The sequence below is a fragment of the Stenotrophomonas sp. 220_Sma genome (assembly GCF_056487375.1).
Window position 1 is genome coordinate 4,049,076 of the sequence record NZ_CM151348.1, and the last position, 20,642, is coordinate 4,069,717.

Annotated in this window: 15 protein-coding genes and 1 riboswitch; of the genes, 6 read left to right on the forward strand and 9 right to left on the reverse strand. The window is 65.4% G+C overall.

Annotated elements, in window-relative coordinates:
- Window positions 1-41: 41 nt before the first annotated feature.
- A complete protein-coding gene (locus tag ACZLIB_RS18955; RefSeq protein ID WP_014038389.1) occupies window positions 42-542 on the reverse strand; it encodes an RNA polymerase sigma factor in 501 nt (166 codons plus the stop codon).
- 72 nt (window positions 543-614) lie between these two features.
- Entirely contained in the window at window positions 615-1,088 is a 474-nt protein-coding gene (locus ACZLIB_RS18960; RefSeq protein ID WP_478468414.1) for a hypothetical protein, read from the reverse strand.
- Between the two features lie 184 nt (window positions 1,089-1,272).
- On the opposite strand from ACZLIB_RS18960, the gene ppa reads away from it, so the two are divergent.
- Window positions 1,273-1,809, forward strand: coding sequence for an inorganic diphosphatase (gene ppa / locus ACZLIB_RS18965; protein ID WP_005410935.1), 537 nt, complete (start codon window positions 1,273-1,275; stop codon window positions 1,807-1,809).
- A 152-nt stretch (window positions 1,810-1,961) separates the two neighbouring features.
- Complete coding sequence (locus ACZLIB_RS18970; RefSeq protein ID WP_478057763.1) at window positions 1,962-3,083, forward strand: HDOD domain-containing protein; 1,122 nt, start codon at window positions 1,962-1,964, stop codon at window positions 3,081-3,083.
- A gap of 56 nt (window positions 3,084-3,139) precedes the next feature.
- Here ACZLIB_RS18970 and ACZLIB_RS18975 read toward each other — a convergent pair whose 3' ends face one another.
- The 6 genes from ACZLIB_RS18975 to thiC form a co-directional block, all read right to left on the reverse strand.
- Window positions 3,140-3,349, reverse strand: a complete 210-nt coding sequence (locus ACZLIB_RS18975) for a hypothetical protein (RefSeq protein ID WP_032128398.1) — start codon at window positions 3,347-3,349, stop codon at window positions 3,140-3,142.
- Between the two features lie 170 nt (window positions 3,350-3,519).
- Window positions 3,520-6,378 (reverse strand): TonB-dependent receptor, encoded by a 2,859-nt coding sequence (locus ACZLIB_RS18980; protein WP_478468416.1) that lies wholly within the window; start codon window positions 6,376-6,378, stop codon window positions 3,520-3,522.
- Between the two features lie 49 nt (window positions 6,379-6,427).
- Complete coding sequence (locus tag ACZLIB_RS18985) at window positions 6,428-7,327, reverse strand: helix-turn-helix transcriptional regulator (protein WP_032128400.1); 900 nt, start codon at window positions 7,325-7,327, stop codon at window positions 6,428-6,430.
- 115 nt (window positions 7,328-7,442) lie between these two features.
- Entirely contained in the window at window positions 7,443-9,767 is a 2,325-nt protein-coding gene (locus tag ACZLIB_RS18990) for a winged helix-turn-helix domain-containing protein (RefSeq protein WP_478468418.1), read from the reverse strand.
- A gap of 260 nt (window positions 9,768-10,027) precedes the next feature.
- Window positions 10,028-10,699, reverse strand: coding sequence for an ion channel (locus tag ACZLIB_RS18995; RefSeq protein WP_032128402.1), 672 nt, complete (start codon window positions 10,697-10,699; stop codon window positions 10,028-10,030).
- A 138-nt stretch (window positions 10,700-10,837) separates the two neighbouring features.
- Window positions 10,838-12,682: a phosphomethylpyrimidine synthase ThiC gene (gene thiC / locus ACZLIB_RS19000; protein WP_032128403.1), complete on the reverse strand. Its 1,845-nt coding sequence runs from the start codon at window positions 12,680-12,682 to the stop codon at window positions 10,838-10,840.
- Between the two features lie 82 nt (window positions 12,683-12,764).
- Window positions 12,765-12,866, reverse strand: a riboswitch (TPP riboswitch).
- A gap of 245 nt (window positions 12,867-13,111) precedes the next feature.
- Here thiC and ACZLIB_RS19005 point away from each other — a divergent pair.
- Entirely contained in the window at window positions 13,112-14,689 is a 1,578-nt protein-coding gene (locus ACZLIB_RS19005; RefSeq protein WP_049400562.1) for a BCCT family transporter, read from the forward strand.
- 558 nt (window positions 14,690-15,247) lie between these two features.
- Here the strand turns inward: ACZLIB_RS19005 and ggt are convergent.
- A complete protein-coding gene (gene ggt / locus ACZLIB_RS19010) occupies window positions 15,248-17,041 on the reverse strand; it encodes a gamma-glutamyltransferase (protein WP_458075254.1) in 1,794 nt (597 codons plus the stop codon).
- A gap of 613 nt (window positions 17,042-17,654) precedes the next feature.
- On the opposite strand from ggt, the gene ilvC reads away from it, so the two are divergent.
- From ilvC to ACZLIB_RS19025, 3 genes are read left to right on the forward strand one after another with little or no spacing between them, the layout of a single operon-like run.
- A complete protein-coding gene (ilvC, locus tag ACZLIB_RS19015) occupies window positions 17,655-18,629 on the forward strand; it encodes a ketol-acid reductoisomerase (protein ID WP_032130453.1) in 975 nt (324 codons plus the stop codon).
- Window positions 18,630-18,668: 39 nt separating this feature from the next.
- Window positions 18,669-20,405, forward strand: coding sequence for an acetolactate synthase 2 catalytic subunit (gene ilvG, locus ACZLIB_RS19020; protein ID WP_478468420.1), 1,737 nt, complete (start codon window positions 18,669-18,671; stop codon window positions 20,403-20,405).
- Complete coding sequence (locus tag ACZLIB_RS19025; RefSeq protein WP_014038403.1) at window positions 20,389-20,640, forward strand: ACT domain-containing protein; 252 nt, start codon at window positions 20,389-20,391, stop codon at window positions 20,638-20,640. The genes ilvG and ACZLIB_RS19025 overlap by 17 nt, the downstream gene beginning before the upstream one ends.
- Window positions 20,641-20,642: the final 2 nt, after the last annotated feature.

Sequence of the window (20,642 nt, forward strand, 5' to 3'; positions counted from 1 at the left end):
ATCAAGACGTTTCAGCGAGGGCCAACCCCAAGGCGGGGCGATCATCGGCCGCTGCGCGCCCAGGCCAGGCGTTGCAGCGCCGTGCGCACATGGTTCTCGACGGTAGTCACCGACACCCCCAGACGGCGTGCGATCTCGGCCTGGGTCAGGCCCTGCAGGCGGTTGAGCCGGAAGATGGTGCGGGTCGGCTCCGGCAGGTGCCCCGCCGCGTCAAGCACCCGCTGCAGCTCGTCCTGTGCCATCGCCTGCTCTTCGGTCGAGATCACCTCGTCCGGCCCCCACAGGTAGTGGTCGGCCAGCAGACGGTTGCGCCGGGTCGATTCGCGGCCATGGTCGGTGGCCAGGTTGGCGGCCAGCCGGTACAGATAGGCGCGCGGGTTGTCGATGGCCTGGCTGTCATCGACGCCACGTGCCTTGAACCACACCGCCTGGATCACGTCCTCGGCGCCGTTGTCGCCCCCCAGGATGCGTTGCACCCGGCGCAGCAACGCAGGCCGCTCGCGGATCAGCAGTTCGGTGAGGGAGGCGGCATTGGAGGACATGCGCGGAACCGGGACGACAGACGGAAGGCGCCGCGCATGCTACTCCGTTAATGAGAATCAGTCACGTTCTCATCAATGGATGCACCCGGTCAGCCCGTCATAGACGCTCTGCGAGGTCCCCGGCAGCGGGTCATGCAGTGGATTGCGCGCGGCGAGCGCGGCATGGAAGGCTTCCACCGGGGTTCCCGCCACCAGCGGCAGGCGGCACAGCCAGGTCGGTTGCCGGGCCACGATCGCGCCATCGTTGCGGGACACCTCCAGATCGCTGGCGGCGAATGCCCACAGGCACTCATGGATGGTTCCCCGCACCGCATCCACCGAACAGCGCAGGCGCAGCGCCCGGATGTCGCTGTATTCGCCCTCGCAGAAGGTGTCGCCACAGATCGCGTCGAAGCCATGCTGCAAACGGCCTTCCAGGGCAAAAAAGCGGTCCCAGTTGGCCTCCTGGTGCGGGTAGTCGATCAGGTCGACATAAGGGGACGCCTGGGCCAAAGGCGCAACCAGCAGCATGCAGGTCAGGCCAAACGGCAGGGCAGACACGTTCATGGGCAGACTCCTTGGGAAGGTTGGTCCAGCCTGCGCTCCCATGCCGGCCGCCCCCATCAGCCAATCCCGGCCTGCCCGGTAGGCCCCCGCCCCGCAGCGCCGTCGGCCCCTCCCTCTGCACAGCGCCCGGCAAAGGCATAAAATGGGGGGCTATCCGTCTACATCCCCCACCTGGAGCACGACCATGGGTCTGGAACTCGTCTCGCCCGGCAAGAACCCGCCGGAAGAAATCAACGTCATCATCGAGATCCCGAAGGACTCGGAGCCGGTGAAGTACGAAGTGGACAAGGAAACCGGCGCGATCTTCGTCGACCGTATCCTGTCCACCCCGATGCGCTACCCCTGCAACTACGGCTACGTGCCGAGCACCCTGTGCGGCGACGGCGATCCGGCCGACGTGCTGGTGGTGCTGCCGCTGCCGCTGGTGCCGGGCTCGGTCGTGCGCTGCCGTCCGGTGGGCGTGCTGAAGATGAGCGATGAGGCGGGCAGCGACGAGAAGATCCTGGCCGTGCCGGTGTCGAAGATCTTCAGTGGCTATGCCCACGTCGAAGACATCGCCCAGGTGTCCAGCCACTGGCTGGAGCGCATCGGCCACTTCTTCGAGCACTACAAGGACCTGGAGAAGGGCAAGTGGGTCAAGCTGGACGGTTGGGGCGGCGCCGCTGAGGCCAAGCAGATCCTGATCGAGGCGCACCAGCGCCATCTCGACAGCAAGGCCTGAGCCTGAACCGGATCGCTCCGGCGGCACCCCGCCGGAGCGATGCGGGTCACGTTTCATGACGACGGCACATCACACGTGCCGCCGTATTAGGTAAATTGCGTCACTTCACACGTCGTCGACATCCATCGTCGAGACAGCCAGGGGAATGTGTCGTGCGTATTCTGCTTGTTGGGGATGCAGCCAGCCTGCCGGCCGAGCTGACCGAATTCATTGCCGATCTTGGGGAAGACTGGCAGCCGCTGACCGCCACCGATGGCCAGACCGCGATGACTGCGGTGGCCACGCAGGGCGTGGATGCGGTGATCGTCTGCCCGCAGCTGCCGGATCTCAATGCCACCACGCTGCTGGGCCAGATCCGGACCTTGCGCCCGGAAACCATCCGCATCGCGCTGATCGATGCACAGCACGGCAACCGGCCTCCGCCGGCACGCCTGATCGGTGTCGCTCACCGTTTCCTGCCGTTGCCACTGGCACCGGAAGTGCTGCTGGAAGCGCTGACCAGCCTGGAAGAGCTGCGCGAAGTACTGGACAGCCCACGCCTGCGCGATGCCATCGGCCGTATCGAGAAGCTGCCCTCGCCGCCGCACCTGTACCTGAGCCTGACCCAGGCGCTGGAGCATGACGACGACGCCGACAGCGCCGACGTCGCCAAGCTGGTGGCGGCCGACCCGGCCATTGCCGCGAAGGTGCTGCAGCTGTCGAACTCGGCGTTCTTCAGCCAGGGACGCACCATCGCTGACCTGCGCACGGCCGTGACCCGCCTGGGCCTGTCGACGCTGCGCGACCTGGTTCTGGCCAGCGAGGTGTTTTCCGCACCCACGCTGTCCACCGCCGAACGCAATTCGCTGCAGCAGCGCGCCCTGCTCGCCTCGCGCCTGGCCGCGCGCCTGCTGCCCGAATCCAGTGCCGAACTGGGCGCGACCGCCGCCCTGCTGGCCGACATCGGCCTGCTGCTGCCCGGCGTACGCAACGAGCGCAGCGAACCGTCGCTGGCCGGTGACACCCGCCCCGGCCATGCCGAGGCCGGCGCCTACCTGCTGGGCCTGTGGGGCCTGCCGATGCCGATCATCGAAGCGGTTGCCTTCCACCTGCAGCCGCAGCGCGCCAATACGCGCAGCTTCTGGGTGACCGGTGCGGTGCATGTGGCGCTGGCGCTGGTCAACGGCGATCCGGTGGATGAGGACTACCTGCAGCGCGCAGGTGTACTCAACAGGCTGCCGCAGTGGCGCGAGCATGCCAATGCGTTGATGGGACTGGTGCCGAGCGAGGTCTGAGCTGTCAACGCAGGAACAACCTCGAAGGCGCGCCCAAAGGCGCGCCTTTTTTTGCATCAGCGCGCGCCGCAGGCGTCCTGCACGCAGTGGCGATACTGCAGATCGCACATGACCTTCGAATTGCCTGCAGCCAGGCATTGCTGGCGCAGCTCTTCGCAGTACAGCCCGCCCCCACAGACGCCACCGGTCTGGGCGAACACCGCACCCACCAATGTTGCATAGATCAGTGCAGCAGCAGACAGTTTGTGCAACAGCGTGCTCTTCATCGCTCTCTCCATGTGCAAGTGTCCGAAAGTGGACCCAGCAACTGTGTTGATTACGACACGACAGGAACGTGACTCTGCTCACCTTCCACGACATTTCGGAATTCCCCTACAAAAAAAGAGGGCGGACCTTGCGGTCCGCCCTCCCTGTATTGCTATCGCACTTCGAACGATCAGAAGCGCTGGGTGTACTTCATGTACAGGAAGCGACCGACGTCGAAGCCACCGTAGTAGGCGAAGCTCGAGTTCGGCGCCGAGTACTGCAGCGCACCGCGGTGATCGAACACGTTGTTCGCACCCAGGGCGATGGTGGCATCCCACGGAGCCTTCCAGCTGACCTGCACGTCGTGGAAGGTGTTGGAGCCGGTGTGGCGCAGCGGATCCGGCTCACCATTGGCATAGTGGTTCGGGGCGTCGCACCATGCGTCGTCGATGCAGCTTTCCTTCATGCCCGAGTAGTAACGAGCAGTCCAGTTGACACCGAAGTCACCCAGCTCCCAGTTCACGCCCAGGTTCGAACGGACGCGGAACAGGCCCGGCTCACCAACGCGACCGATGGTGATGTTCTCACCCTTCTTGTTCTGGCCGGCTTCGTCGTACTTGGCCAGGTAGCTGGTCTGCCAGTCGATGCTGAACTTGCCGATCGACAGTTCCGGCAGGCGGTACTTGACACCCAGGTCGTAGCCTTCGGTCTCCATCGAGCCGAGGTTGGCCAGGCCGTAGGTCAGCGCCTCGATATGGCCATCGGCGGCACGGGTGACGCCTTCGCAGCGAGCTGCGTTGCCCAGCACGTAGCAGTCACGCAGGATGCGATCAACGCTGTCAGCGATGATCATGTTCTTCAGCTCGTAGCGGTACCAGTCGAGCGAGATGTCCAGGCCCTGCACCCAACGCGGGCTCCAGACCAGGCCAACCGTCTTGCTCTTGGAGGTTTCCGGCTTCAGAGCCGAATTCGAACCGCTGACGAACTGGTCCGGGGTCGCGCACGGGAAGGTGCTGCAAGGCGCGAAGCCCTGGCCGACCTGCACGTAGTTGGCCGGCACGCCAGCCCCGGCGCAGGCGGCATTGCCAGCGACGTTGCCCGGCGAGGTCGAACCGCACGGATCGGTGTAACGCTCGAAGCTCGAGTTGGTGCCGCCGTACAGATCGTCGACGGTCGGCGCGCGGAAGCCTTCTGCGTAGGTACCGCGGACCAGCAGCTCTTCGATCGGGCGCCACACCAGGCCGAACTTCGAGTTGATCGTGTCACCGAAGTTGCTGTAGTCGGAGTAGCGGCTGGCGACGTTGAAGGTCAGTTCCTTGGCAAACGGCAGGTCCGACAGGATCGGCACGTTCAGTTCCAGGTAGAACTCATCCAGCGAGTAGTTGCCCGAGGTGGTGGTCGACGCCAGGCCGGTCGACTGGCCCGACTGACGGAAGGCGTCCGGCACGAAGCGGCCTTCTTCCTTGCGGTGCTCGTAGCCCATGGCCACGCCCAGGTCACCGGCCGGCAGCTCGAACAGCGAACCGGACAGGTTGGCGGTGTAGCTGGTGGTCTTGGTCACACCGGTGTCGGTGTAGGTCGGGAACAGGAAGTTCTGCAGATCACGGTCGGCAAGCGAGCCCTGGCCGTTGACGCCATACGGCAGCAGCGGGTTCCACGGACGGCACTGGCTCAGCGGAATCGGCTTGGCAGAAGTACCGCACTGGGCAACACCCTGGCCATTGATGAACGACTGGCCAAGTGCCTGCTCGGATGCGATCAGGCTCATGTCGCCGTAGCCGGTCTTGGTCAGCTCGTTGCGGTTCCACAGCGCACCGACGTCCCAATCCCAGGTCTTGCCGGCGAATTCGAAGAAGCCGCTCAGGCTCGGCGCAAAGCGCAGGGTCTTGAGGTCGCTCTTGGTGGTACGCGGCACTTCCCACAGGCGGCGACGGAACTCGACGTCCTGACCGATCGGGTTGAACGCGCTGTCCTTCGACAGCGGGGTACCGAACGACAGCGACTGGTACGGGTAACCCGCGATCTGCTGGTCGGTGGTGCGCTGGTTGTACAGCACGTCAGCATTGAAGGTGATCGAGTCGGCCAGATCATAGCTGCCGTTGACGTACACGGACTTACGCTCGATGCCGGTCTGCACCATCATCTGCTGGTTGGCATTGGAGTACTCGGCCGGGGTCAGCTGGTGGTAGTCGGCCGCATTCTTCGGGTCACCGCCCGGATTCAGGGTCATCCACTCCGGCTGCGGCTGGCCTGCAGCGCGCGGCTTGCAGTCGCCCCACACGCGCGGGTCGCACCAGGTGCTGTTCTGGCTCAGCGGGCTCCAATCACCGGAGGTGGTGTTCGGGCCCAGGCCGCCGTCGCGGCTGAACCAACGATCCTTCGCCCACACCGGATCCTGCTTGGAGTATTCGGCCGACAGGGTCACGCCGCCACGCTCGCCTTCGGAGCCGAGGGTGAACGAGTAGGTGTTGGTGTCGCCGTCGCCGCGGCCGTACTGGCCGACGTAGACGCTGGCTTCAGCACCGTCGAAGCGCTTGCGGGTGATCACATTGACCACGCCAGCGATGGCGTCCGAACCGTAGATGGCGGAGGCGCCATCCTTCAGCACTTCGATGCGCTCGACGGCGGCCATCGGAATCTGGCTCAGATCCTGGTAGCCGGCAGTGGTCGCGCCCAGGCGCTTGCCGTTCATCAGCACCAGGGTGCGCTGCGCGCCCAGGTTGCGCAGGTCGACGTAGTAGCCGCCAACGTTTTCGCCGGAGGACAGCGAGTCCGCACGGGAAATGGCCGGCGAACCTGCCGAGGTCAGGTTCTGCAGGACATCGGCGACGGTGGTGTAGCCCTGCTTTTCCAGGTTCTCACGGCTCAGGGTGAGGACCGGCTGCTGGGTCTCCATCGAGGCGCCGCGGATGCGCGAGCCCGTGATTTCGATGCGATCCAGGGTGGTCGCATCCTTTGCTTCCTGTGCAGAAGCAAAGGCGGGCGTCAGCGCCAACGCAATGCCAGCCGGCAGAAGGCCCAGCCGCACTGCGGGATTACGAACGTTCATCTATCTCTCCAAGGTACGTGTTAGCAGCGTGTTAAAACACCCCAGCACGTTACGATTGCGTTGCAGCGCTGTATTTGCGCGAACCAACCGGAGACTTTGCAGATTGTGGCGGCAGCAAGCCGCCGTTCTCCCTGAAGCGCGATGCGGACTGGCCGTAGCGGGCGCGGAACGCACGCGCGAAGCTGCAGCAGTTGTCGAAGCCACTGGCTGCAGCAACTTCGCCGACCATCATGTCGGTGTCACGCAGCAGGTCGGCAGCGCGCTCAAGGCGCAGCCGCGCCGAAAGCGACTGCGGGCTTTCCTCGTACAGGCTCTGGAAGGTCTTGGAGAGATACCAGCTGGAGAAGTTGGTCAGCTCGGCCAGTTCACCGATGCGCACCACGCGGTGGCTGTTGCCTTCCAGGTACAGGCGGGCGCGCTGCATGCGGCCGAACACCTGGCGCTTGCGGCTGCGCGAGCGCCCCGGGCAACGCTGCACGTTGTCGGCCAGCCCACGCTGCAGGCCCGCCAGGTGCAGCAGCAGCGGGCGCAGTGCCTGTGCCGGCTGGCCACTGGCCAGCGCATCGCGCCACAGGCGCAGCGCAACGCGGGCATCGCCACGGTTCATGCGGCCACGCCCGGCATACAGACCGCAATCGGCCATCTCGGCCAGCACGCGCAGCGCTTCGACCGTCAGGTTCAGGCCAACGCACAAGCCGTTGCGACCGGCCTGCACCAGCGGCCGCGACTCCTTCTCGAAGGCGATCCACTCGCCCTGGCGCAAGCGGAAGCGTCCTTCCTTGGCTTCCACCCAGGAGCTGCCGCGCACCTGCATCCACACAGTGAAGCTGCTGCCTGCGGTCTGCAGGCTGCCGAGCCGGGCCACGCCCAGGCAGGTCGGCGCAGCATCGTCGAGCGACCGGTCCAGAGAGACGGTTTGGCCGCGATCGGCCAGCGAGAGTTGACGCATGGGGGCACCACGGATTTGCCTAGTACAGGCCTCCGTTTTGCCAAATCAGGCGGCACCACGTCAGGAAAGTCAGACGAGATCGCCACGAATTCGCGGCGAGGTCGCCACGAAGAAATTACGAAGGCCCATTTCCGTTGAACAACAACAACTTGGAGAACGCCGGAAGCAGCGTCGGCGAGCGCTCGGGCAAACGCATCACACCGATGTCGGCACCGTCGCTGACCGCCATTGCCACGAACAGGGTGCGCCCATCGGCGCCGGCACTCAGCCCGTTGCCGGCACTGAGGCGTTCCGCATCCAGGCAGCGTTCCGGTTCCTCGCGCCCGGCCTGGATCAGCACCAGTGTCGTACCGCAGCGGGTGGACGTACCGAGATAGCCGATCGCACTGTTGCCGGCCACGGTCCAGGCCCGGTACCGCCACCGGCTGGGCTGGTCATCGCTGATCTGCTGCACGCTGCCTGGCGCCAGCGCCGCATCCACCGACCACAGGCCACCTGCCGCCAGGCGGGTGAACAGCACACGCCCGCTGCTGCGATCGAACCGCGCCTGAGACACGCCCTCGATGCTGGCAAGGCGGCGCCAAGGCTGCACGCTTCGATCAAACAGGCTCAGCCGGGTCTGTTGCTGGTCATCGCGCTCGACTACCAGCAGCTGGTCCGGGTTTGCGCCGTACAGTGCCTGCAGCGGCTGCTCCGACGGTACCGGCAACGGCTGGACGCGTTCGTCACGTGGGGCGATCTCATAGACCACCGTGCGTCCGTGTTCGTCGCGCCCGACCACCAGCAACCGCCGGCTGTCGGCCGACCAGTCCGGTGCCTGACGTGCCTCAGGCCGCAATCCTTCGATAGGCCGCAGCGAATCGGGGCGCTCCATGTCCGCCCACCACAGCGCGAAGCTGCCTGAACGATCGGACGTGAACACCAGTTGGCGTCCATCCGGCGCCGCCATCGGCTGCCCATCCCGACCACTGGATGCAAACAAGCGCTGCGGGGGTGAACCGCCCTCCATCGGCACCTTGAAGATGCCGAACTGCGCGCGGCGGTGAACGAAGGCCAGCATCCCCGCGCGGCGCGCCGTCGCCGGCCATTGTGCGTCGTCGAGCCCGGCGTCGCGCAGCGTGCGGCTCTCGACGTCCAGGTAATACAGGCGCACCTCACTGTCGACACGGCGTCCAAACACGATCGTCCGGCCATCACGCAACCAGGCCCAGCCACGCAGTTCAGCGGCCTCGTTGGTCAGCTGCTCGGGCGTGCCACCTGCGGCCGGCATGCGCCACAGGTCGCCCAGCTGCGGATTACGCACGAATACCAGCCACTTGCCATCAGGCGAGTAGCGCGGCGCATAGTCGAAGTCATCCTCGGCGACACCGTAGTCCAGCGCCTCCCATTGGCCACTGGCCAGATCAAGCTTGCGGATGCCGCGATGGGCATAGCGCCCCACCATGCTGCCGAACACCAGACCACGGCCGTCCGGCGTCCAGTCGAAACTGAGCAGCTCGGTGCCATCGCACCGTGTGGCCTGGCGCAGGGCACCACCGGTCGCGCTGGCGATCAGCACCTGGCAACCGCCGTTGTTGCTGAACCGCGCGAAGGCGATCTCGCGTCCATCCGGCGACCAGCTCGGGAAGCGATCGACCGAGCCGGCCGGCGGAGCCAGCAGCTGCCGCGCAGGCGCGTTGCCGGAGGTCTGCACCTTGATCGCGCCACCGCCCTGCCCGTCTTCGTTGGCGCCCTCATAGGCCACCAATGAACCATCGGGTGAAAGCGTGGGATAGGTTTCAAAGCCGCTGGTCGCGGTGATCAACCGATAGGGACGCTGCGGGCTGCCGATCACGCGCGTGCCGTTCTCCACGGCCGCGTCCACAGCTGAACTGCTGGCCGGTGCCCGCCGCAGCAGCAGCGCGGTCAGCACCACCACCGTGGCCAGCATCAGCACGCCCAGCACCAGCAGTACGCGCCGGCGGACGTGGCGCCAGCGGCGGCGCGATGCCTGCACGTGTGGCGGCATCACCTCGGCGATGGTCATCGCCGGTTGCATGTCCACGATTTCGTCATCGGCTCCTGCGGGCGGCGCCGGCTCGACATCGTCCAGTATCTGCACCGGCACCAGCAGGCGATAGCCGGTCTTGGCGATGGTCTCGATATAGGCCTGGCCGTTGTCGTCGTCGTTGCTGAACGCCTTGCGCAGCTGGGTGACGGCCTGGGTAAGCACATCATTGGTCGGCAGCGTGTCCGGCCAGACTTCCGCGAACAGTTCATCGCGGGTGACAACACGCCCCGGCTGGCGCAGCAGCACACGCAGCACGCCCAGCGCCTTCGGCGTCAGCCGACGCGGGCGACGCGCACCCACGACCTCGACTTCGCGCGAGGACAGAGTGACAGTGCACTCTCCTATCCGGATCCGATCGAATCCGGGGGGCTGGTTTTCACTGCTGTTCATTTTCCGCTACACAGTAGAGACAGGTCCGGGGCAGCGTTTGCCTTCGATACCCTCCCGTCCTGGGAACAGCAAAAAGCCAGACTCCGCACAAAGCATCGGCGCATACCGCAAAAACAATGAAGCGGGCGAATACTAGCCTATGCGGGTTACCTCGCCTATCGCGTGGTCGACATCCAGGCTCTCTCTCGCCGACGAATTCACATAATCTGCAGCACCATTCGCGCCCTTCGGGGCGCGAAATTTTTATCTGGCGTTCATTTTCACATGCGCCGCAGCATGGTCAATCCAACCAGTCGCGAAACCACCAAAGCTACGTACATCACGCCTGAAAACTGCTCCAGCATGACCAAGGCGCGCGCCTGCGGATGCAGTGGCACAACGTCGCTCAAGCCAACACCCGAGAGCAAACTGAAGCTCAGATAAAGAAGCTCCATCCAGGTGCGCTGCGCGCCACCACCGGTGCCCTGGAAACTGCCCGGATACCATTGCTGGCACACGGCGAAAGCAAACGCGAAGGCCCACGCCAGCAACGTGAATGTCGCACCTGCTGCGAACAGTTCATCGCGGGTGACTTTATGGTCCTGGAGCATGTAGGCGATGAGCGCACCGGCCGTATAGAAGTACAGCAGGCTTTCCAGCAGTTGCGCGGTGGTCAGCAGCGCACTGCGATCCAGCAGTGCGCCGGCCAGCGAGAACACCACCGAAGGAATGGCCAGCAGCAGTGCCAGCCAGGTGCCCAGCGGACTGCGCTGGACCACCCACAGCGCCAGGCCGAGTACCGCCATGCCGAACATGCCCAGCGCCGCACGGCCGCCGGCGGTGTCATCAAGTGCGGGATACAGCAGCACCGCGATCAACTGGGCACCCAGCAGCCAGGCCGAAGGATGGCGGCGGGCAATGGCCAGCCAGCGGGTGGTGATGGCAACGGGCATGGCGTCCTTCCCCAGGGTGATGGGCGGAGGATAGCCGGGAGCGACGTGATGAGCGGTAGTGCCGGCCACTGGCCGGCACTCTCCCCGGTCCCACGCACGACGGAATGCCGGCCAGCGGCCGGCACTACCCGTTACACGTCAGCCCTGGTGATAGACCTCGGCGCCGGCCGCGCGGAACTCTTCCGACTTCTCCTTCATGCCGGCCTCGGCGTAGTCGCGCACGTCCTGGGTGATCTTCATCGAACAGAAGTGCGGGCCGCACATCGAGCAGAAATGCGCCAGCTTGTGCGCATCCTTCGGCAGGGTCTCATCATGGAATTCCTTGGCCTTCTCCGGATCCAGCCCGAGATGGAACTGGTCTTCCCAGCGGAACTCGAAGCGTGCCTTGCTCAGCGCGTTGTCGCGCACCTGTGCGCCGGGGTGTCCCTTGGCCAGGTCGGCCGCATGCGCGGCGATGCGGTAGGCCATGATGCCGTCGCGTACGTCCTGGCGGTTGGGCAGGCCGAGGTGTTCCTTCGGCGTCACGTAGCAGAGCATGGCCGTACCAAACCAGCCGATCATTGCCGCACCGATCGCGCTGGTGATGTGGTCGTAGCCCGGTGCGATGTCGGTGGTCAGGGGGCCCAACGTATAGAACGGCGCTTCGCCACACTCGCGCAGCTGCTTGTCCATGTTCTCCTTGATCAGCTGCATCGGCACGTGGCCGGGGCCTTCGATCATGGTCTGCACGTCATGCTTCCAGGCGATCTTCGTCAACTCACCCAGCGTCTCCAGCTCACCGAACTGCGCGGCATCGTTGGCATCGGCGATGCAGCCCGGGCGCAGGCCATCGCCCAGCGAGAAGGTCACGTCATAGGCCTTCATGATCTCGCAGATCTCTTCGAAATGCGTGTAGAGGAAATTCTCCTTGTGGTGCGCCAGGCACCACTTGGCCATGATCGAGCCACCACGGCTGACGATGCCGGTGACCCGCTTGGCGGTGAGCGGCACATAGCGCAGCAGCACGCCGGCGTGGATGGTGAAGTAGTCCACGCCCTGCTCGGCCTGCTCGATCAGTGTGTCGCGGAAGATCTCCCAGGTGAGTGCTTCGGCGCGGCCATCGACCTTCTCAAGCGCCTGGTAGATCGGCACGGTACCGATCGCCACCGGCGAGTTGCGGATGATCCACTCGCGGGTCTCATGGATGTGCTTGCCGGTGGACAGGTCCATCACCGTGTCACCGCCCCAGCGGATCGCCCACACCAGCTTCTCCACCTCCTCGGCAATGCCCGAGGACACGGCGCTGTTGCCGATGTTGGCGTTGATCTTGGTCAGGAAATTGCGGCCGATGATCATCGGCTCGCTTTCCGGATGGTTGATGTTGTTGGGCAGCACCGCACGGCCGCGGGCGATTTCGTCGCGCACGAACTCCGGGGTGATGATCTTCTGGATCGACGCGCCGAACGCCTCGCCCGGGTGCTGCTGCAGCAGGCCGGCATCGCGGATCGCGTCCAGCCGCTGGTTCTCGCGGATGGCGACGAATTCCATTTCCGGCGTGATGATGCCGCGGCGCGCGTAGTGCATCTGGGTGACGTTGGCACCTGCACGCGCACGGCGTGGCAGGCTGCGCGCGGGGAAGCGCACCGCATCGAGCTTCGGGTCATGCTCGCGATCGCGACCGAACGAAGAGCTCAGTCCTTCCAGCCGCTCGGTATCACCGCGTTCTTCCACCCAGCCGCGACGCAGTGCCGGCAAACCAGCGGACAGATCGATGCGCACCTCCGGATCGGTGTACGGGCCCGACGTGTCGTAAACGGTCACCGGTGCATTCTCTTCGCCGCCGAACAAGGTCGGCGTGCGGGTCAGCGCGATCTCGCGCATCGGCACCTGCAGATCCGGGCGTGAACCGGGCACGTGGATCTTGCGCGAGCCGGGAATGGGCCGGGTCACGGATTCGGAGAGTTGCTGGGCCTGTTGCTGCAGGGCGGAGAGCTGTGCGTTCATCGGGCATCGTCCAGGAAGGTCAGGGACGAAGCGGCGGCGCACTGCTGCCGCGCCCGGACGGTCCTTGGGCGGAGTCCGGGCATGGCTGCACTGCAAAGCTTCCCTACGCCGGTATGAGCCGGATCAGGTTCCAAGGGACTGTCTCAACCGTGGCCACATGGCCGCGGTACCCCCGCTTCTTGGTGTGCATTAGAGCATAGAACGCACTGCAGCTCCTGGTGGTTCCATCCACGCACGGCGTGGATCTGCTGTTTCTGTATTAACAGAACCGTGACATCGCATTCAGTAACGTGCACGCGCATCGTGCCGCTGCGGCCGGTGTTTCCCCGCCGCCTCCGCGGCCCCTGCCCGGTCTGTGCTGCATGTCGCCGGCCCCTCGCAGCAAGCTCTGCTCGCTCCCCTCAATCCCTTGATCGGAGAAGCTCCTTCATGGTGTTTCGCGTTTCCATCGCACTGGTTCTGCTTCTGGTGCTGCTTGCCGGTGTTGCACCCGGCCCCTTCAATACCGTGGTGCAGTCGGTACTGGCCGATGTCATCCGCAGTGTCGGCTGGCTCTATCTTCTGGTCGTGTTCCTGGCGCTGACTTTCCTGATGTACCTGGCATTCGGTCGCTTCGGCAACCTGCGCATCGGCGGTGAAGATGCCGAGCCGGAGTTCTCGCGCGCCAGCTGGATGTCGATGCTGTTCGCCGCCGGCATGGGCATCGGCCTGGTGTTCTGGGGCGCCGCCGAGCCGATTTCCCACTTCACCAAGCCTCCAGAAGGCCTCGCACCGCAGAGCATGGACGCGGCGCGGGCTTCGATGCGCTATGCATTCTTCCACTGGGGCCTGCATCCGTGGGCGATCTACGCGCTGATCGGCCTGGCCATGGCCTGGTTCCAGTTCAACCGCAATGGCCGTGGACTGGTCAGTGACATGCTGCAACCGATCATCGGCCGGCACCATCGCGGCTGGATCGGACGCGTGGTCAACATCGCCGCGGTTGTTGCCACTGCCATTGGCGTGGCCACCACGCTGGGGTTCGGTACCATCCAGATCGCTGCCGGCATGGAACGCGTGTTCGGCCTGCACGCGGGTGTGCCACTGCAGCTGACCATCATCGCCATCGCGTTCGTGCTGTACATGGCCTCCACCGCCAGCGGTGTCGAGCGCGGGGTGAAGTGGCTGTCCAACTTCAACCTTGCGCTGGCCGCGCTTCTTGCGGCCACCGTACTGGTGCTGGGCCCGACCGGATTCATCTTCGATACGTTCACCACCACACTGGGGTCGTACCTCAACCAGCTGGTGACGATGAGCCTGCGCATGTCGCCGTTCTCGGGCAGCACATGGGTAGCGGACTGGACCATCTTCTACTGGGCGTGGTGGATTTCCTGGGCCCCGTTCGTCGGCTCGTTCATCGCGCGCATCTCGCGTGGGCGCAGCGTCCGCGAGTTCGTCATCGGCGTCGTGCTGGCCCCCACGGTGCTGGGCTTCTTCTGGTTCGCGGTGTTTGGTGGCACTGCGCTGTGGGCGCAGATCTTCGGCCACGCCGACCTGGTGCAGGCGCTGGGCAACGGCTATGAAACGGTGCTGTTCACCCTGTTTGACAGCATGCCGCTGCCCTTGCTGCTTTCCTGCATCGCACTGGTGCTGCTGATGATCTTCTTCGTGACATCAGCCGATTCGGCGGTGCTGGTGCTGGCCAGCATGTCCACTGACGAGGCAGGCGATCCGCCGTTGAAGCGCAAGCTGGCCTGGGGCATCGCGGTGGCGCTGATCGCAGCGGCGTTGCTGCTGGCCGGTGGCCTGGATGCACTGCAGGGCATGATCACGATTGCGGCGTTGCCATTCGCGCTGCTGATGGTGCTGGTGATGGTGTCGCTGTACCGGGTGCTGGACCAGGAGTACACGCGGGAGCGGCGGCAGGCGCAGCGCCAGCGGCACATGATCGATGCGTGGATCGCACGGGAGATGGCGGCGCAGGAGGAGACCCAGGCGGAGGCGGCGCGCGCGCACGATCAGGATTGAGTGGGTTTTGCAGCCTGCGGCTGCACCGCTTTTTCAAGCAAGTGCAAATTCAAAAGCCAGGGCAGCTCTGGGTTTCTGCTGGTTGGGCGGGGCGGTGTGGGTAGGCAGGACACGCCGTAAACCCGTCCCTGGGGGCTCGATGGCGCCATCCATGGCGCCAACGGTCCTGCCCACCCACACCGCCCCACCCCCGACAGGTTACGTGTGACGGTTGGTCCATCCACGCCATGCGTGGATGAGGTGTATCGGAAAACAGGAAGGGGTCGGATTCGTTTTCCTGTGGAAAACGGATCCGACCCCAACCCACAGCACGCGGCTGTTGCCGTTGCCTTTGCTCTTGATCTTCTTTTTTCTTTTCCTGCGGTGATGGACACGGAAACTATCCGTGGCCGGGCGGGTGGGCTGGGCGGGGGTGTCCGCGGCATGGATGCCGCGGCCAAGCCTCAAGGGACGGATTCACGGCGTCCCCCGACCAGCCCACCCGCCCGGCCCAATCACATGATCCCGCTTCCACGAACCATCACCGCGGAGGGGGCTGCGCCCGGTGGCCGGGAAACCTCAATACCCCGCCGCCTGCCCATCCTTTCGACTCTCAGACGCACCGTAGTAAACGCCGGATTCCGGATCACGCATGATCGCCTGATACCCGCCATACGGACCATCGGCGAACACGATGCGATGCCCCTTGCGCATCAACGCACGCACCGTTTCATACGGGAAGCCGGTTTCCAGATTCACCTCACCACCGTCGGTCATCGCCGTGGCCTGACCTGTCGGTTCAGTCGAGCCCTCGTGCTGGATGCGCGGCGCATCACCGGCTTCCTGCAGGTTCATGCCGAAGTCCACCAGGTTCATCACGATCTGCGCGTGGCCCTGCGGCTGCATCGCGCCGCCCATCACGCCGAAGCTGGCATACGGCTTGCCGCCCTTGGTGATGAACCCCGGGATGATGGTCTGGAACGGGCGCTTGCCCGGTGCATAGCCGTTGGGATGATTCTTCTGCAGCACGAACATCTCGCCACGATCCTGCAGGATGAAGCCCAGCCCTGGCGGTGCCATGCCGCTGCCCATGCCACGGTAGTTGGACTGGATCAGCGACACCATCATGCCGTCGGCGTCAGCCACGGTCATGTAGATGGTGTCGCCCTCCTCCAGCTGCTTCGGCGTGCCCGGTTGCACTTCCTTCAGCGCCTTGTCCATCGAGATCAGCGCGCGGCGCTGTGCGGCGTACTCCTTGGAGATCAGCTTCTGCACCGGCGCCGGCTGGAACGCCATGTCGGCATAGAAGCGCGCGCGGTCGGCGAAGGCCAGCTTCTTCGCTTCCACGAACAGGTGCACATGCTCCGGTGAACCGAACGGGATCTTCGAGAAGTCGTAGCCTTCCAGCACGTTGAGGATCTGCAGCGCGGCGATGCCCTGGCTGTTCGGCGGCAGCTCCCACACGTCGTAGCCACGGTAGTTGCTGCTGACCGGTTCGACCCACTCACCGTGGTGGTCGGCCATGTCCTGGTAGCTCAGGAAGCCGCCGTTGGCCTTGAAGTAGTCGCCGATGGTGCGGGCGATATCGCCCTTGTAGAAGGCATCACGGCCGCCGTCGGCGATCTTCTGCAGCGTACTGGCCAGATTCGGGTTCTTCCACATCTCACCCTTGCGCGGGGCGTGGCCGTTGATCGTGAACTGTTCCTTGAACCCCGGATACTGCGACAGCTTGGGCACCGAGCGGTCCCAGTAGTAGGCGATCACCTCAGCCACCGGGTGACCCTCGCGGGCGTAACGGATGGCCGGTGCCAGGTTGTCCGCCATCGGCTTGCGGCCGAAGCGGTCGTGCAGTGCGAACCAGCCGTCGACAGCGCCCGGTACCGACACCGGCAGTGGACCGGTGGCCGGGATGTCCTTCAGGCCACGGCGCTGGAACTCGGCCAGGGTGAGCGACTTCGGCGAGCGGCCCGAGCCGTTGTAGCCGTAGAGCTTCTGCGTCTTCGGGTCCCACACGATGGCGAACAGGTCGCCCCCGATGCCGTTGCCGGTGGGCTCCATCAGGCCGAGCGCGGCGTTGGCGGCAATCGCCGCGTCCACCGCCGAGCCACCGCCCTTCATCACGTCCAGCGCGATCTGGGTGGCCAGCGGCTGCGAGGTGGCGGCCATCGCATGCGGGGCGATCACCTCCGAACGCGTGGCAAAGGTGTGGCCGGTGATGCGGTCGGCGGCAGAAGACAGTGCGGGCACAGCGGCCAGTAGAGCAGCGGCCAGCAGGGAACGGGCAAGGCGTCGGGACACGGTCGGGTTCCGATGGAAGGGTGGTCCCTCGATCTTCGCCGCTGCGGCCTGCATGCGGTATCGGGCAGAGGTCATGGACGTTGATCCTGGGATGGGGTGCGGAAGCTCCGCACCCGCCAAGGCGAAAATCCGCCGGATTCCGCGCAAAAGCCGGCCTGAAAGGAGTGAATTGGGGTTCACCGAAACACTTTCAGCGGCAACCATCCTTGTGCCGCAAGCGATTGCGCTGGATGCAGCGGAAACCTATAAAAATTCCGTCGCGAGGGTTGACATCACCAAAACGGCTGTGTTTCTCTCGATCACATGTTGCATCACAACACGCCACCGCGAACCCATATCGAAGCCGCCGACACCGGCGCCGCCTCGCTGCGTTCGATTCTTGTGCTCGTACTTATTACCCAACCAACAGGTGCGGGACGAGCCAGCGTGTAAGCAACAAACACACCGGAACTCTTCAAAAACCCGCACCCGCCCCGGTGCGGGTTTTTTCATTTCAGGACCTGGTTTCAGACGCAACCACCATGCACATCGCCCAACGCAAAACCCGGACCCACACCACCACGACGCCTCGTGGTGGCTGTGCCTGTGCAACGCGCGGCGCCTCCTCCACCGCTTTCCCCTGACCGGCCGGCACGTCACCTCGACGACCGGCCGTTCTTTTTTCTTCCCACCGCAAGGAACCTCCCCCATGAGCACCAACGACCTGCCCCAGACCAAGATCGCCGTCATCGGCTACGGCAGCCAGGGCCGCGCCCACGCGCTGAACCTGCGTGAATCCGGCTTCGATGTGGTGGTAGGCCTGCGTCCGGGCGGCCCGACCGAAGCCAAGGCGCAGGCCGATGGCTTCACCGTGATCGCGCCCGCTGAAGCGGTGAAAGACGCCGACCTGGTCGCCGTGCTGACCCCGGACATGGTGCAGAAGAAGCTCTACAACGACGTGCTGGCGCCGAACATGAAGCAGGGCGCCTGCCTGCTGTTCGCGCATGGCCTGAACGTGCACTACGGCATGATCGAGCCGCGCGCCGACCTGGACGTGGTGCTGGTTGCGCCGAAGGGCCCGGGTGCGCTGGTGCGTCGTGAGTATGAGATCGGGCGCGGCGTACCGTGCATCTGGGCGGTCTACCAGGATGTCAGCGGCAAGGCTGCGCAGCACGCGCAGGCCTATGCGGCCGGCCTCGGCGGCGCTCGCGCCAACCTGATCCAGACCACCTTCAAGGAAGAGACCGAGACCGATCTGTTCGGCGAGCAGGCGGTGCTGTGCGGCGGTGCCTCGGCACTGGTGCAGGCCGGTTTCGAAACCCTGGTCGAAGCCGGTTACCAGCCGGAGATCGCCTATTACGAAGTGCTGCACGAACTGAAGCTGATCGTGGACCTGTTCTACGAAGGCGGCATCTCGCGCATGCTGGAGTTCATCTCCGAGACCGCGCAGTACGGCGACTACGTCAGCGGCCCGCGCGTGATCGACGCCGGCACCAAGGCACGCATGAAGGAAGTGCTGAAGGACATCCAGGACGGCACCTTCACCAAGAACTGGGTGGCCGAGTACGAAGCGGGCCTGCCGAACTACAACAGGTTCAAGCAGGCCGACCTGGAGCACCCGATCGAGAAGGTAGGCAAGGAACTGCGCGCCAAGATGGTCTGGTTGCAAGGACAGGCCGCGTAACCGCGCGGCCCTCCCCCACCCGCTTTGCAAGGTTCCCCCATGAACTCTTCGACACATCGCAGCGCGCCGCCCAACGGCGCGCGCTGGCTGACCCAGGCGCTGGAGGCCGAAGGCGTCCGCACGCTGTTCGGCTATCCCGGTGGCACCATCATGCCGTTCTACGACGCGCTGGTGGATTCGTCGCTGAAGCACATCCTGGTACGCCATGAGCAGGGCGCGGCGCTGGCCGCCAACGGTTTTGCCCGCGCCAGCAACCAGGTGGGTGTCTGCGTGGCCACCTCCGGCCCGGGCGCCTCCAACCTGGTCACCGGCATTGCCGATGCGATGCTGGATTCGGTACCGATGGTCTGCATCACCGGTCAGGTCGGCACGCCGCTGCTGGGCACCGACGCCTTCCAGGAACTGGATGTGTTCGGCCTGACGATGCCGATCGTCAAGCACAGCTGGCTGGTGCGCAGCGTCGATGACCTGCCGCGCGTGGTCGCCGATGCGTTCCGCATCGCCCGCGAAGGCCGGCCCGGCCCGGTGCTGATCGACCTGCCCAAGGACGTGCAGCTGGCCGATGCCAGTCATCTGCCAGCGCACGTGCCGAGCAGCATCGAGCCGCCGCCTGCGCCGGCCGAAGCGGCCATCGCCGAGGCCATCGCCGCACTGGCAGCCGCCGAAAAGCCGGTGGTCTACGCCGGTGGTGGCATCGCGCTGGGCGACGCGGTGCAGGACCTGCGCGACTTCGTCGAAGCCAGTGCCATCCCCACGGTGATGACCCTGCGTGGGCTGGGCGCACTGCCGGCCAACCACCCGCAGTCGCTGGGCATGCTGGGCATGCACGGTACCCGCGCGGCCAACATGGCGGTGCAGGAAAGCGACCTGCTGCTGGTGCTGGGTGCACGTTTCGATGACCGCGCCACGGGCAAGCTGGCCGAGTTCGCACCGTTCGCCCGCGTCGTCCACATCGACGCCGACGCCTACGAGATCTCCAAGCTGCGCAGCGCCGACGTCGCCGTGCCCGGCAACGTCGGCCATGCCATCCGCGCCCTGCGTGCGGCCTTCCCCTCCCCCAAGGCCCACCAGGACGCATGGCGCAAGCGCTGTGCACAGCATCGTGATCGTTTCGCTGCGCGTTACGACGCCCCCGGCCAGCATATCTACGCACCGGCCCTGCTGAAGCGCCTGAGCGAGCTGGCACCGGCCGATGCGGTGATCGCCTGCGATGTCGGCCAGCACCAGATGTGGGTGGCGCAGCACTGCCGTTTCAACCACCCGCGCAATCATCTGACTAGTGGCGCGCTGGGCACCATGGGCTTCGGCCTGCCGGCCGCGATGGGTGCGCAGTTCGCCTGCCCCGATCGCACCGTGGTGCTGGTGTCCGGCGACGGCAGCTTCATGATGAACGTGCAGGAGCTGGCGACCATCGCGCGTTGCCGCCTGCCGGTGAAGATCGTGCTGCTGGACAACAGTTCGCTGGGCATGGTGCGGCAGTGGCAGGAGCTGTTCTTCGCCGAGCGTTACAGCGAGATCGACCTGTCCGACAACCCGGACTTCGTGGCACTGGCGCAGGTGTTCGGCATCGCCGCCACCCGCATCGATGCACGCGATGACGTCGAAGGTGGGCTGGCCGCGCTGCTGGCCGAACCGGGCCCGGCGCTGCTGCACGTGGCCATCGATGCACGCGCCAACGTGTGGCCGCTGGTGCCGCCGAACACCGCCAACAGCACGATGCTGGAAAGCAACCCCGCCCACGCCCGCCAGGAGACCCCCAATGCAATACCGGCTTGACCTGGTGCTGCACCCGGCCGAAGGCGCGCTGCTGCGCGTGATCGGCATGGCCGAACGCCGTGGCTTCGCGCCGCGTGCGATCAGCGGTGCGCCGGTGGCCGCCGACGATGGCCGCTGGCACCTGCAGCTGGTGGTGGATGGCCAGCGTCCGGCGGAAACGCTGTGCCGGCAGATCGAGAAGATCTACGACTGCGTGTCCGTGCAGGTCACCGCCGTGGAAGGAGCATCCGTATGAAC